We start from the raw sequence: 14,292 nt of genomic DNA on the forward strand, positions 1-14,292 counted from the left end.
AAAGAAAAAATCGTCAGAGTTGGGGGCAAGGAAAACCGCATTATGGCCTTGATTGGCAGGGTTTTCCATGGGTTTTCAAAAAATTGGGTCCCGAGAAATTGGGGTCAGATGCGGGAATTGGTATCTGACCCCAATTCCCGCATCTGACCCCAATTTCTCTGACCCCCATTCCCGCATCTGACCCCAATTCCCTGACCCCAATTTCTCCCACCACCTAAGACCCAGGATAAAACGGCTTACCCAAGGACGCCGGCATGTTCACCCGAATCCATTGTGGATTGCGAGAAATCAGCGCCAGCACCACGATGGTGGCGATATAAGGCAACATACTCAAAAATTGGCTGGGTACTTCCAAACCGGTGGCCTGCAAATGAAATTGCAGCATGGTGACACCACCAAACAAATACGCACCAAGCAAAATCCGCGCTGGCCGCCAAGTGGCAAACGTGGTTAATGCCAGCGCAATCCAGCCCTTACCCGCGATCATGCCCTCCACCCACAGGGGTGTGTAAATCACCGATATGTAAGCACCCGCCAGACCGCACAATGCACCGCCACACACCACCGCCGCCAGCCTGATGCGTCGCACCGGATAACCCAATGCATGGGCAGACTGAGGCGACTCGCCGACCGCACGTAACACCAAACCGGCGCGGGTACGTTCAAAAAACCAAATCAATGCCAAGGTGAAACCTATCGCCAAATAAACCATAGGGTGCTGGCGAAACAAGGCGGGTCCAATCTCTGGCAAGTCAGCCAAATAGGGCACTTCATAGCTGAGTCTTTCTGGTAATTTGGCCTGTACATAACTGGTTCCTACAAACGCTGAAAACCCCACGCCAAACAAACTCAACGCCAGACCGGTCGCGTACTGATTGGTATTCAAGCCAATCACCAGTGCCCCAAAAAACAAAGCCAACACAGCACCTGCACCCATGCCTGCAAGAAAGCCCATCCAATCACTGCCTGTATGAACCACCGTGGCATAACCTGCAATAGCGGCACACAGCATCATGCCCTCAGCACCTAAGTTAACAATACCAGCCTTTTCATTGATCAACAAACCCAGTGCAGCAATGGCCAATACCGTACCCGCACTCAGCGTGGCGGCAAATAACAAGGCATAGGTTTCCATCACGCGACCTCCATCGCTTGAGCAGATTTCCAGCGCAAACGGTAATTCATCAATACATCACACCCAAGCAAACAGAACAACAGCAAACCTTGGAACACACCCGTCAATGACTTAGGTAAGCCCAGGCGCGATTGAGCCAACTCGCCACCGATATAAAACATGCTCATCAAAATAGCCGAGAACACCATACCCAATGGATGCAATCTGCCTACAAACGCGACAATGATGGCGGCGAATCCATAACCCACAGGCACATAGGGCGTGAGTTGACCGATGGGGCCTGCAACCTCCAAAGCGCCAGCCAGCCCTGCACAAGCACCTGAGACCAGTAACGCTACCCATATGGCGCGTCTTGAAGAAAAGCCAGCATAACGCGCTGCCGCTGGAGCGAGTCCGCCGATTTGCTGCGCCCAACCGGCGCGGGTACGGAATAAAAACACCCACATCGCAACCACACCGGCAAGCGCCAACAACACCCCGATATTGACCCGTGAACCCTTGAACAAACGTGGCACCTGCGTCGCGGCCTCAAAGGTTTTGGTTTGCGGAAAGTTGTAACCCAACGGATCTTTCCAAGGGCCATAGACCAGAAAACCCAGCACCATGATGGCGACATACACCAGCATCAGACTGACCAAAATTTCATTGGCGTGGAAACGGTCGCGCAACCAAGCAGTGATGGCTGCCCAACACATACCGCCCACCAAGCCTGCCAAAAGTACTGGCACAAAAAACCAAGCGCCACTGTGTTTATCTGCCAGCAATGCCACGCCTGCGGCAAACACCGCACCCATGACATATTGGCCTTCTGCGCCGATATTCCAAACGTTAGAGCGAAAGCACAACGCCAAGCCCAAGGCAATCAATAACAAGGGCGTGGCTTTGACCACCAATTCACCCAAGGCATATCCACTGCGGATAGGTTCCCAGAAAAAAACCTGCAAACCTTTGACCGGGTCTTTGCCTAAAGCCATGAACAACAACACACCCAGAACCACCGTCAGCACCAAAGCCAGCAAAGGCGAGACAATGCGCCAAAAACCTGAGGGTTCGGGTCGGGCTTCTAATGTCCACATGTCAATTCACCACTTCTTCTTTTTCAGTCCACAAACCGCTCATCCAGCTGCCGATTTTGGCCACGGTTGCCTGTTCGCGCGATAACGATGGAGAGATGCGTCCCTGCGCCATCACGTGCATACGGTCACAGAGCTCAAACAATTCGTCCAGTTCTTCGCTGACCACCAGCACCGCACATCCCGCGTCTCGCAATGCCACCAAGGCCGCACGGATTTGTGCTGCCGCACCAACATCCACACCCCAGGTCGGCTGAGAAACAATGAGCAATCGGGGGGAAGCATCGATCTCTCGTCCGACGATGAACTTTTGCAGATTGCCACCTGACAACGACTGAGCTGCCGCCTGCGGGCCGCCCGCTTTGACTCGGTATTTGTCAATGATGGCCTGCGCTTGCATTGCCAACGCTGACATGTTGATCCAGCCTGCATCGCTGATAGCCTCAGATCGGGTGAGCAACAGGTTGTGTGCCAAGCTCAATGCAGGCACGGCACCGCGCCCGAGTCGCTCATCAGGCACGAAATGCAGCCCTAAAGCGCGGCGTTGTGCAGGCCCGCTGTCGCCCACGGCGTGTCCTGCAAGAAGTATGCTGCCTGGCGCGGCTCGACTATCTTCTCCACTAAGGGCATACAACAATTCACGCTGACCGTTGCCTGAGACACCTGCAATGCCAACAATTTCTCCTTGGTGAACCTGTAAATCCAGCGCTGACAAATGGGTCCCAAATGGATCCAAGCGAGGCAAGCTGAGTTGCTCGACTGACAGCACCAATGCGCCGCGTTTGCGTTCACTGTGAACCAGCGCAGGCGGCTCACTGCCAATCATCATTTGACTCAGAGACGCATTGGTTTGCTCGCGCGGATCGCAAACACCCGTGACCTTGCCCGCACGCAATACAGTGCAATGCGTGCACAGTGCGCGTATTTCGTGTAGTTTGTGGCTGATGTACAAAATACTACAGCCCTCAGACACGAGTTGACGCAATACAGCGAACAGCTTTTCCACCGCTTGAGGCGTTAACACTGAAGTAGGCTCATCCAATATCAATAAACGCGGCTCGCACAAAAGAGCACGGATGATTTCCACCCTTTGCATTTCTCCCACACTGAGCGTGTGCACAGGCCGGTCAGGTTCTAAGTCAAGGCCATAGGCCTCGGCTTTGTCGCGGATGCGGCGACTGACCTCGGCCAGTGATAAGGATTTGTCCAAACCCAGCCATACGTTTTGCGCCACACTCAAGGTATCAAACAGGCTGAAATGCTGAAACACCATGCTGATGCCCAGGGCCCTGGCTTGTTGCGGGTTACGTATGTGCACCGGCTTACCGTCAAATCGGATGTCTCCTTGATCGGGTTGCACAGCGCCGTAAATGATTTTCATCAAAGTGGATTTACCTGCGCCGTTTTCGCCAAGAATGGCGTGTATTTGGCCGGGCATGACTTGCAATGAAATCTGGTCATTGGCCAGCACTGCTGGGTAGCGTTTGCTGATGCTGTTTAATTCGAGCAATGCGGCCTGACTCATGGGCACCCCCCGCTCCATGGTTCCGGTGCAACAATAGCTGCTAAACAACTTGGCACAGTTTGCATGACATTTCCCAAACTTGAGTTGATTCACCGTCTACGGTGGCATTCGTTGGACAATGTACCACCGGCGCGCACCCTGCTTGACTTGTTGCGTGAAGACTTGCGCTCCACCGATACCAAGGAGGGCTGCGCCAGCGGCGACTGTGGCGCATGTACCGTGGTGTTATCTCAACCCGATGGCAGTCAATCGCATACCGTTAACAGTTGCATACGCATGGCGCATTCAGCCCACGGCTTGCAAGTCACTACGGCGGCTGACCTGTCTGGCGACGGACAACTTCACCCGGTTCAACAAGCCATGGTGGATCACCATGCATCCCAATGCGGTTTTTGCACGCCTGGTTTTGTCATGAGTCTTTACGATTTGTACCAACGGGTCAACGGGCGCGCCGTCACCCGAGAGGAAGCCATGGAAGCCATCTCGGGAAATCTGTGCCGTTGCACCGGTTACAGGCCTATCCTCGATGCCGCTTGTGCCATGCACTTGTATCCGCGACCCACTGCAAGTCCTGCAGTTGCTGTCAACGATGGGTCTGACCAACGAGACCCGACTGACCCGTACTACGCACTGCCAACAACTTTGCCTTTATTGCTTGAGCTGCGTGCACGGTATCCCCAAGCTTCATTGATGGCAGGCGGAACCGATGCAGGATTGTGGGTCTCTCAACAACACCTCCGCTTTGATCAGGTGCTTGACCTGACCCGTGTTCAAGCCTTGCGACATATTGAACATTACCCACACCATATGGCCATCGGCGCGGCAGTCAGTCTGCATGATGCATTTGCTGCATTGTCTGAACGGCGTCCATCGATGGCCCATTTTGCCGACCGCTTTGCCGGGCGGCCTGTGCGTCAATCGGGCACCTTGGGCGGCAACATAGCCAACGGTTCGCCCATCGGCGACAGCATGCCCTTGCTGATTGCACTGGGTGCACACGTGGTGTTGATGGCCTCACGCAATGCACGCATGGTCAGCCGCCATGTCGCGCTGGAAGATTTTTACCTTGGTTACAAACAGACTGCATTGGCAGCGGATGAAGTGCTGTGCTGGATTGTGGTACCTCACCCGCAGCCCGGCGAATGGTTGGGCGTTTACAAAATATCCAAGCGCGTGGAAGACGATATCTCTGCGGTTTGCTTGGCGATGCAGCTACACACAGAAAAAGGCGAGGTAGTGTCCGTCCGCATAGGTGCAGGTGGTGTTGCAGCGACACCAGTCAGGGCAAGCAAAACCGAAGCTGCGCTACTAGGGACCACTTGGAATGAAGCAACCATCAAACAAGCGCAACAAGTGATCGGTAAAGAGTTTTCCCCGATCACAGACATGCGTGCCAGTGCCGACTACCGCCGACAGGTGTTGCAAAACCTGATGCAACGCGCCTGGCTGGAACAACAAGGCCATGGCATGGTGCAATTGGGTGACCTGCCATGAGCACCATAGCAACACATGAAAGCGCACACTTGCATGTGCAAGGCCATGCATCCTATATAGATGACCTGCCATTGACAGAAGGTACCTTACATGCCGCTGCGCTTCTCAGCAACGCAGCCAGCGGACGCATTTTGTCATTGGACTTGAGTGCTGTACTGGCAAGCCCTGGTGTACAAGCCGTCATCACAGCTGACGACATTCCAGGCGACAAGTTACTGGCTACCTTTGTCCATGATGAACCGGTGTTCGCCAGCGAAAGGGTTGACCACATCGGGCAAGTATTGGGCTTGGTATTGGCTAACTCGCATACCCAAGCGCGCGCCGCAGCGCATCGCGCCATATTGAAAGTACAAGCCGAGCCACCGCTGCTTGATGCGCGCCAATCGCAGTTTCAACAAGCCACTGTGCAGCCGCATGTGCACGTGTCGCGCGGTCATTCGCAGGCACAGATGGAGGCGGCCACTCACCATTTGCATGGGCAACTTGAAATCGGTGGTCAAGAACACTATTACCTAGAAACCCAGATTGCGTATGCCATTCCTCAGGACAATGGCGAGTGGTTGGTACACAGCAGCACACAACATCCGGGCGAAGTACAGCATTGGGTAGCGCATGCCTTGGATCTACCGATGCACGCAGTGCGGGTGGTTTGCAGACGCATGGGCGGGGGATTTGGAGGAAAAGAAACACAGGCAGGTCACCTGGCAGTGTGGGCGGCGCTGGCCGCAAAAAAAACAGGTCGCCCCGTGAAAATGCGCTTGTCACGCGAAGACGATTTTTTGGTCACGGGCAAGCGTCATCCATTCAGCCACGATTTCAAAGCCGGTTTTGACGACAACGGTTTGTTGCTGGCCTTGCAATCCACCCAATGGGCGCATTGTGGTTTCAGCGCAGACCTGAGCGGGCCAGTCGCGGACCGCGCGGTGTTTCACACCGACAACGCTTACTTTTTGTCAGATGTAGATATTGTTTCTCACCGCAGCAAACTCAACACGCAAAGCCACACCGCATTTCGCGGCTTTGGCGGTCCACAAGGCATGATGTTGATTGAAACAGTGATGGGTGACATGGCGCGTCGATTACAACTTGACCCTTTGGATGTGCGTTTACGCAATTTGTACGGGCAAGCACCTCGCAACACCACACCTTACGGCATGACGGTGGAAGACAATATATTGCCTGAGTTGATGACCCAATTAGCGAACGATTGCAATTACCGCCAACGCCGCACAGAGATTGCGCAGTGGAATGCCAGTCACGCAGTCATCAAAAAAGGCTTGGCGCTCACGCCAGTGAAATTCGGCATCAGTTTCACTGCGACGCAGTTCAACCAAGCCGGCGCCTTGGTCTCGGTGTTCACCGATGGCAGTGTGCGCATCAACCACGGTGGCACCGAGATGGGCCAAGGCTTACACACCAAAGTCTGCGCTATCGTTGCTGATGTGCTGGGTATTCCCAATGCGCAAGTTCGCATCAGCAGCAGCGACACCGACAAAATAGCCAACGCCAGTGCGACCGCCGCATCCAGCGGCACCGATTTGAATGGCCGCGCCGCCGAGCGGGCCGCCTTGCAAGTGAAACAGAACATCTCTCTGTGCATGGCCAAGGCAGATGATTGCCAACCAGAGGAAGTGGTGTTCCAACAAGGCTTAGTCCACACACCTGCCAAACCACGCACTTTTGTCGAGGCCGTGCAATTCGCTTACAGCCAGCGAGTGCAACTATGGAGCGATGGTTTCTATGCCACGCCAAAAATTCATTACGACCGGCACACGCTCACAGGCAGACCGTTCTTTTATTTCGCCTATGGTGCAGCGTGCAGTGAAGTCGCCATAGACACATTGACCGGTGAACACAAACTGCTGCGTGTGGACATACTTCACGATGTCGGCAAATCACTCAACCCTGCCATTGACATAGGACAAATCGAAGGGGGGTTTGTGCAAGGCTTGGGTTGGTTGACCACCGAAGAATTGGTGTGGGCAAGCGACGGTAAATTATTGACGCGCGGCGCCAGCACTTACAAAATTCCAACTGCGGCGGACATTCCCGAACACTTCAATATCAAACTCTGGCACGAAGCCAACCGCGAAGACACCATAGGCGGCAGCAAAGCCGTGGGAGAACCGCCGTTCATGTTGGCCATGAGTGTCTACGAAGCCTTGCGCGACGCCGTTGGACAAACCCTGGGCGGCCACACACCCATTCAATTGAATACACCGGTGACGCCTGAGCGCGTGTTGATGGCATTGCAAACGCCTGCTTCAACCACCGCCTAGTGCGCGTGTCCTACAAATTTCGTCGACGACTAACCCTTTAGATTTTTCATGCCAGTCACTTCAGATTCACACGCTTACCGCGCTTCGCTGCTTTGGTTTCCCGACGCCGACAGCGATCAGATTCATTTCGAAGCGGATGGCTTGCTGGTCACCACGCGCGGCGCAGATGGTGTGTCGCGCATCAGCGCCATTGGCGACTACCGCGCATTGCAAGCCGCGCATAGTCATTTACCCACGACCGATTGGCGCGGCCACTGGATTGCGCCGGGTTTTGTAGACACGCATATTCATTACGCGCAAACCGATGTGATTGCCTCGCCTGCTGACGGATTGTTACCTTGGTTAAACAACTACACATTTCCTCAGGAAACCCGTTTTGCCGACCCAGCACATGCTCACGCAGTGGCAGATTTTTTCTTTGACGAATTGATGCGGCATGGCGTGACCACAGCACTTGCATTTGCCACTGCGCACAGCGCATCAGTGGATGCATTTTTCACGCAAGCGCAACGCCGTCAATTACGCATGATCAGCGGGCGAGTTCTGCAAGACCGCCACAGCCCCGATGGATTGCGAGACATTAGCGCGGCACAAAGCCTTTACGAAACCGAATCCTTGATCGCAAAATGGCACGGTGTCGGCAGATTGGGTTACGCCATCACCCCACGATTTGCGCCCACCTCCAGCGAAGCACAATTGCGCGGCGCAGGTGAATTGGCAGCGTCTCACCCAGATGTATGGGTGCAATCACATGTCGCTGAAAACGCGGATGAAATCGCATGGGTCGCTGAATTGTTTCCCCAAGCGCGAAGTTATTTGGGCGTGTATGAAGACATGGGTTTACTGCGCGAACGCTCGGTGTACGCCCACTGCCTGCATCTGGATGCGAATGACCGCGACCTGATGGCCGAGCGCGGTGCGGCGGCAGCGGTATGTCCGAGCAGTAATCTTTTTTTAGACAGCGGTTTTTTCGACTTCTCGCTGGCGCAGTCACACCACTTGTTGCACGGTCTGGCCAGCGATGTGGGCGGCGGCACCAGCTTCAGTCCGTTCCACACCATGCACGCGGCCTACACCGTGGCACGTCAAAGCGTGCAGCAAAGCGGCCGTTCGCTGAGCGCACAGCACTTGTGGTGGCTGCATACCGCAGGTGCAGCCAAGGCCTTGGGCTTAGCTGGCGTGATTGGCAATCTGAATGCAGGATGCGAAGCCGATTTCATTGTGCTCAACCCGCAAGCCACGCCTTTGCTGTCGCGACGCATTTCTGCCGCCGAGAGTTTGCAAGCACAACTGTTCGCCATGATTGTGCTGGGCGATGACAGGTTGGTGGAGCAAGTGGTGGTGGACGGGAAAGTGCTTGGGACGCAAGCTTCACCGACGGCTTAAACACCGCCCAACGCCGCCCTCTCCTGCGCATTCAACACAGGCCCCTCAAGCGTCACGCTGTCTTGCTGCACTTGCCCATCACGGAATTTTTCAATCAACGGCTTCAGTGTCGGGTCAATATGCGATTCATCAAAGCCGTTGAACAAGGTGCCGAGCAATGATCGTTTCAAATCACTGGTGCCCATGACCCAGTCGGCCAGTGGAAACGTCAGGTTCATGTTTTTATGCATCATGAGCCCTAAGTTGTGATGGGCTGCATGGTGTCTGCGAATGGTATTGATGAACGGCATATGCCGCACAAAAGCGTTTTCCTGGATATGGCAGCAATAGTGAAAAGTTTCGTACAACACATAGTGACCGATCACCGTCATGTATGCAATGTAGCCTGCATTCGCACCAAACACATAAGCACACAGCAGAGCTACAGCGCCGCCGCCGATACCCAATACCGTCAACACACGCCAAGGAAAAAACACAATACGAAATTCACGCACGCTGTCAATCGTGTAATCGGTATCGGTGAAATACTGATGGTGCTGACGGGTGTGTCTGTCGTAAATGGCGCGCAGCGCAAACACATCGATATGCCGGTGCATCACATATTTATGCATGGCCCATTCGCCGAAGTTACCGGCGACGGCGACGGGCAGCACTATCCACCAAGCCCAGGTGGCGTGATCAAGCTGCCCCCAGCAATACACCAGCAAACTGATACCCACCGCATACATCACTCCAATATGCAACAAACCGTTGTAAAACGGGCTGATGTTGGCGCGGTAGGTTTCCCTGAAACGGCGTTGGCGCTCGGTCATCACCATGGGTCTGGAAAATGTAGTCATGCATGTCTCCTGTCAGCGGTAGAGGCTAAGCGTTTTTCATCCATCTTAAGCACATCACAGCACCAGCAATGCCCTGAAATCGTTCACGTTGGTATGGGTCGGACCGCTGACCACCAAATCGCCTAAGGCTTCGAACAGGCGGTAACTGTCGTTGCGATCGGCAAACGCGGCTGGTTTCAACCCGAGTTGTTCGCAGCGTTGCAAACTGTCCGGTGTCACCAGCGCACCGGCGTTATCCTCGACACCGTCTATGCCATCGGTGTCCGCCGCCAGCGCCCAAACGCCCTTTTGTCCTTGTAAAGCCATGGCCAGCCCCAAGCAAAATTCACCCGCGCGACCGCCCTTGCCTTTGGGAAAACCTGGCTGTGGTGTTCTCAAGGTCACCGTGGTTTCACCACCACTCAAAATCACGCAAGGCTTTTGAAACGGTCCGTGCCCATTCGCTGCAGCCCGCGCCAGTGCTGCATGCACTTTGGCCACTTCGCGCGACTCACCCTCTATTTCATCGGAGAGGATATATGCATTCAAACCTGTGGCTCGCGCCGCATCTGCTGCAGCTTGCAAGGATTGCATGGGTGTAGCCATCATCTTCACTTGATGACCTACAAATGCAGCGTCCGTTGGTTTGGGCGTTTCCAGTGATCCGTTTTGTAACGCGGTTCGCACGGTCTGTGGAATGGCGATGCCATACCTGTCCAGCAAAGCCAATGCCTGATCGCAGGTGGTTTCATCCGGCACGCTCGGGCCACTCGCGATCACGCCCGGGTCGTCTCCTGGCACGTCGCTGATGGTCAAGGTCAACACCTGTGCCGGCGCACAAGCGGCAGCCAAGCGACCGCCTTTGATACGTGACAAATGTTTGCGAACGGTGTTCATTTCCCCAATAGGCGCGCCGCATGCCAACAATTCACGATTGATGCGTTGCTTATCGGCCAGACTCAAGCCGTCGGCTGGCAATGTCAACAAGGCCGAACCGCCACCCGAGACCAGGCAAATCACCAAATCGTCGGAACTCAGTCCTTGGGTCAATGCCAACATGCGGGCAGAGGCATCCATCCCAGCCTGATCGGGCACTGGATGAGATGCCTCGACCACGTCAATGCGTTGAAGCAGACCTTCGGGGCGCGGCGGCGTGTGGTGGTAGCGCGTGACGACCAGCCCCTCTAAGCGTGAATCAACCGGCCACAGTTGCTCTAAGGCCTGTGCCATCGCGCCCGCCCCTTTGCCAGCCCCCAACACCAGCGTGCGTCCACGCGGCGGTGTTGGCAACAAACCAGCCATGTTCAACAACGGTTGTGCGCGGGCGACAGCCGTGTCGAATAAGTGGCGCAAAAACCCTTGGGGGTCTTGGTGGGGAGTAGAAGGTAAAGACATGGGGCTAAGGATAACGGATGGACTCAAGTTATTCTGACGACAGCCGATACCAAAGTCGATTCCCCTAGAAAGTATTCCATGCAAGCATCAGACATCACGAAGTATTTAAAAGATAAAGCCAATGACACAGAGGGGCTTTGGCTGACATTGGCCGCGCTGGTATTTTTTCCGCTGGTCTTGGCGTGGGCAGTTTGGAAATTATTCAATAAAGGGGCTGATGCTTTTCTGTCGCAAGCACTCTACAACACCAAACTCAAGTATTTTCAAGATGCACGCATAGAAACAGCGAAGGAAGCGCACAAGCAGCAAATGATGTTTGAGTACCAGCAATACTTGGCAGAAAGAGAAAAGCGGCTACAAGCTTATGAAAAGAAAATCAGGGCGCAGACGCCCCCGCCAGAAACCACTGCCCCACAGCTTGACGCTCCTGCTCAGTAATTTGAGTGGCATTGCTCATCGGCATTTGTCGCAACACCACCACTTGCTGGTAAATATTTTGCGCATTCGCACGAATTTGCTCAGCGCTATCGAGCCGAAGATTTTTCATTTGCAGTTTTTCGCCATGACAACTGATGCATCTTTGATTGACGATGGCTTGCACTTCCTTCCATGTGACAGGTGTTGAACGCTCGATAGATGCGGTGGTGTTGGTCGGCATGAGCGCCAGCATCAAGCCAGCAATCAACGCAACTCCCGCCAAGGCATAAGGCCAAGGGTGAGCCGCACGGCCCAAGTGCCAACTGTGTTTTTGCACAAAGAATTGCCGAATCAAAACGCCGGCGAGCATCATCAGAAACAGAATTGCCCAGCGTTGTGAATGGTTCACAAGCAATCCTTCATGGTTAGCCAGCATGGCAAATAAAACCGGCAAGGTGAAATAGGTGTTGTGAACGCTGCGTTGTTTACCGCGCAAGCCATACACCGCCAATGCGTTGGCGTCATAGGGTTGGCCAGAGGTCAATGCTTTGACAACGATACGCTGGCCCGGAATGATGCAGAAAAACACATTGGCGCTCATGGTGGTGGCAAGCGTTGCGCCCATCAAGACAAAGGCAGCACGCCCGGCATATAGATGGTTGGCAAGCCAGCACAAAGCAGCTACCAAAACCAGTAGCACCAGACCCAGCCAGCGTTCACCGTTCTCGCGCTGAGCCAAGGTTTTGCACAAGGAGTCATAGACAAGCCAGAACCCCACTAGAAAGGCCATAGCGCTCGCGCCAGCTGCCCATGTGCTCCACACATGGACCGCAGGATCTACCAAAAACACATTCGCTTGCCAGAGATAGAGCAAACAGAACAAACCAAAACCACTGAGCCAAGTGGCATAGCTTTCCCAGTAAAACCAATGGAGCTTGCTGTTGATGTGTACAGGCGCACCGCTGTACTTTTGCGGGTTGTAAAAACCGCCGCCATGTACGGCCCACATTTCTCCGCCTACACCTTTGGTTTTTAAAGCTTCATCTTCAGGAGGCACCAGGTTGCTGTCGAGAAAAACAAAATAAAAGGAGGAGCCAATCCAAGCAATCGCAACAATGACATGCAGCCAGCGTAACAGCAGTTGTGCCCATTCAAGCAGGTAAGTTTCCATAGGGCAAGACTATAAACCTGTGTGTCGCAACCAAGTCGGGAGGAAGACGACACCCCCTGCAAGTGATTGCGAATTTGTTTGTATTGGCAGGAAAAACATATTCACTTTTCAGCGAAGTTGTAACAGTTGCGCCGCTACCGATACTGCAATCACCTCAGGCAATTTGCTGTGAATACCAGGAACGCCAATGGGCGAAGTGATGTGGTCAATATCCACCTGCGCGAAACCACGTTCCTCCAATCGGTGCCTGAACCTGGACCATTTGCTCGCACTGCCTATGAGACCGATATAAGACAAATCTTGGCGCTGGCGTTGTCTGTGCAAACAGGACGAGACAATCTCCAAATCTTCTGCGTGACTGAAACTCATGATCAGCACCGCACTGCCACTGACCAGTTCAGTTACTGCGCCTTGCACTGGATCTGAATGTTCTACCGTGACGTTATCCGGCAAATGATCAGGAAACACCTCATCGCGACTGTCTATCCATCGCGTCTGAAAAGGCAATTCACCCAATACCTTGACCAATGCGTGCCCGACATGGCCGCCGCCAAACAAGGCCACGGGTTTGAGTGCAGGTTGCAGACGTTGTATGAGCTCTGCAATATCGCTGTGTGTCACTATTTCATACGACAAGTACACCACGCCGCCACAGCATTGACCCAAAGACGGCCCTAAGGCGATACGTTGAATCGGCGGCACTGGCGCCCGCCGGTTCAGCACATCTCTGGCGGTTGCCATGGCTTGAAATTCCAAATGACCACCGCCTATGGTGCCCACCAAACCGTCGGCAAACACAGCCATGTAACTGCCAGTGTCGCGTGGCACCGATCCTTGGGTGTCGTTGACGATCACCAAAACAGCGTCTTGATTTGCCAGTCTGTGGATGAATTGCCTTAAAAAATTCAAAAGGTCACCATTTCTGATTGGATGTTAAATTGCGCACATTGTCGGGTCTTGTGTGTTTCACCGCCAAGGAGCGAAATGAAACGTTCTCAAATACATTGCTTATCTATCTTTTTGATGCTTGTGTATCTGACGGCTTGCGTCAGTCCTATGCGTAAAGCTCAAAAAAAACCTGCGCCAGCCTCAATGCCCCAAACTGAAACGAAAGAGTTGATTGAAGCCAAACCCAAATCAGTGAATTCGCCAATACCGGTCGAACAAACACGCGTCGCCCCCCCCCCTTGGCTGATAAACCTGTGGCGGCTGAACCGGTCAATGTTTTGCGTTCACTAGCCCGTACGACCAAAGAATACCGCATCGATGCTGCCAAGCATATCTACCAAAAGTTCCCGAACCAAATTTACTCGGGCAAATTACCACCCTTGCTCAAAGCAGTGGCTGTGCTTGATGTTGTCATTGGACCCAATGGCCAAGTACAGGAATTGATTTGGGCCAGACCGCCGTCTCACGTACCTGAAGTGATGCATGCGATTGAAAACATGGTTCGCCAGGCTGGCCCTTTTCCAGTGCCTGTCAATTTACGCAAAGTGATTTACACCGAGACTTGGTTATGGCATTCGACCAACCGGTTTCAACTCGATACATTGACAGAGGGTCAACATTGACCATTGGGCATGCAACTGATTTCAAACT

General features: G+C 53.8%; 12 protein-coding genes. 5 read left to right on the forward strand and 7 right to left on the reverse strand.

All coding sequences use genetic code 11. The features are described 5' to 3' along the window. Nucleotides 1-214: 214 nt before the first annotated feature. From AC9UG7_RS10655 to AC9UG7_RS10665, 3 genes are read right to left on the reverse strand one after another with little or no spacing between them, the layout of a single operon-like run. Nucleotides 215-1,135 (reverse strand): ABC transporter permease, encoded by a 921-nt coding sequence (locus tag AC9UG7_RS10655; protein WP_509587492.1) that lies wholly within the window; start codon nucleotides 1,133-1,135, stop codon nucleotides 215-217. After that, complete coding sequence (locus AC9UG7_RS10660) at nucleotides 1,135-2,211, reverse strand: ABC transporter permease (protein ID WP_509587495.1); 1,077 nt, start codon at nucleotides 2,209-2,211, stop codon at nucleotides 1,135-1,137. The genes AC9UG7_RS10655 and AC9UG7_RS10660 overlap by 1 nt, the downstream gene beginning before the upstream one ends. 1 nt (nucleotide 2,212) lies before the next feature. After that, nucleotides 2,213-3,733: an ABC transporter ATP-binding protein gene (locus AC9UG7_RS10665; protein WP_509587498.1), complete on the reverse strand. Its 1,521-nt coding sequence runs from the start codon at nucleotides 3,731-3,733 to the stop codon at nucleotides 2,213-2,215. Between the two features lie 63 nt (nucleotides 3,734-3,796). Here AC9UG7_RS10665 and xdhA point away from each other — a divergent pair, with 63 nt between their 5' ends. From xdhA to guaD, 3 genes are read left to right on the forward strand one after another with little or no spacing between them, the layout of a single operon-like run. Next, on the forward strand, nucleotides 3,797-5,227 hold the full coding sequence (gene xdhA, locus AC9UG7_RS10670; RefSeq protein ID WP_509587500.1) for a xanthine dehydrogenase small subunit: 1,431 nt from the start codon (nucleotides 3,797-3,799) through the stop codon (nucleotides 5,225-5,227). Then, entirely contained in the window at nucleotides 5,224-7,506 is a 2,283-nt protein-coding gene (gene xdhB, locus AC9UG7_RS10675; protein ID WP_509587503.1) for a xanthine dehydrogenase molybdopterin binding subunit, read from the forward strand. The genes xdhA and xdhB overlap by 4 nt, the downstream gene beginning before the upstream one ends. Nucleotides 7,507-7,554: 48 nt before the next feature. Further along, nucleotides 7,555-8,892 (forward strand): guanine deaminase, encoded by a 1,338-nt coding sequence (gene guaD, locus AC9UG7_RS10680; protein ID WP_509587506.1) that lies wholly within the window; start codon nucleotides 7,555-7,557, stop codon nucleotides 8,890-8,892. Here the strand turns inward: guaD and AC9UG7_RS10685 are convergent. Together AC9UG7_RS10685 and AC9UG7_RS10690 are read right to left on the reverse strand one after the other, a co-directional pair. After that, on the reverse strand, nucleotides 8,889-9,707 hold the full coding sequence (locus tag AC9UG7_RS10685; RefSeq protein WP_509587561.1) for a fatty acid hydroxylase family protein: 819 nt from the start codon (nucleotides 9,705-9,707) through the stop codon (nucleotides 8,889-8,891). The genes guaD and AC9UG7_RS10685 overlap by 4 nt on opposite strands. 78 nt (nucleotides 9,708-9,785) lie before the next feature. Next, nucleotides 9,786-11,105, reverse strand: coding sequence for a glycerate kinase type-2 family protein (locus AC9UG7_RS10690; RefSeq protein WP_509587508.1), 1,320 nt, complete (start codon nucleotides 11,103-11,105; stop codon nucleotides 9,786-9,788). Nucleotides 11,106-11,183: 78 nt separating this feature from the next. On the opposite strand from AC9UG7_RS10690, the gene AC9UG7_RS10695 reads away from it, so the two are divergent. Beyond that, nucleotides 11,184-11,543 carry a hypothetical protein gene (locus AC9UG7_RS10695; RefSeq protein WP_509587511.1) on the forward strand — a complete coding sequence of 120 codons (360 nt, stop codon included), beginning with the start codon at nucleotides 11,184-11,186 and terminating at the stop codon, nucleotides 11,541-11,543. Here AC9UG7_RS10695 and AC9UG7_RS10700 read toward each other — a convergent pair. Both AC9UG7_RS10700 and xdhC read right to left on the reverse strand, forming a co-directional pair. Then, on the reverse strand, nucleotides 11,482-12,693 hold the full coding sequence (locus AC9UG7_RS10700) for a urate hydroxylase PuuD (RefSeq protein WP_509587514.1): 1,212 nt from the start codon (nucleotides 12,691-12,693) through the stop codon (nucleotides 11,482-11,484). The genes AC9UG7_RS10695 and AC9UG7_RS10700 overlap by 62 nt on opposite strands. Before the next feature lie 108 nt (nucleotides 12,694-12,801). Beyond that, a complete protein-coding gene (gene xdhC, locus AC9UG7_RS10705; protein ID WP_509587517.1) occupies nucleotides 12,802-13,602 on the reverse strand; it encodes a xanthine dehydrogenase accessory protein XdhC in 801 nt (266 codons plus the stop codon). A gap of 278 nt (nucleotides 13,603-13,880) precedes the next feature. Between xdhC and AC9UG7_RS10710 the strand changes: the two genes are divergently transcribed. Further along, complete coding sequence (locus AC9UG7_RS10710) at nucleotides 13,881-14,264, forward strand: hypothetical protein (RefSeq protein WP_509587520.1); 384 nt, start codon at nucleotides 13,881-13,883, stop codon at nucleotides 14,262-14,264. Nucleotides 14,265-14,292 lie beyond the last annotated feature (28 nt).

Origin of the sequence: Limnohabitans sp. (genome assembly GCF_046052765.1) — a bacterium.
In the GTDB taxonomy this organism is placed as follows: domain Bacteria; phylum Pseudomonadota; class Gammaproteobacteria; order Burkholderiales; family Burkholderiaceae_C; genus Limnohabitans.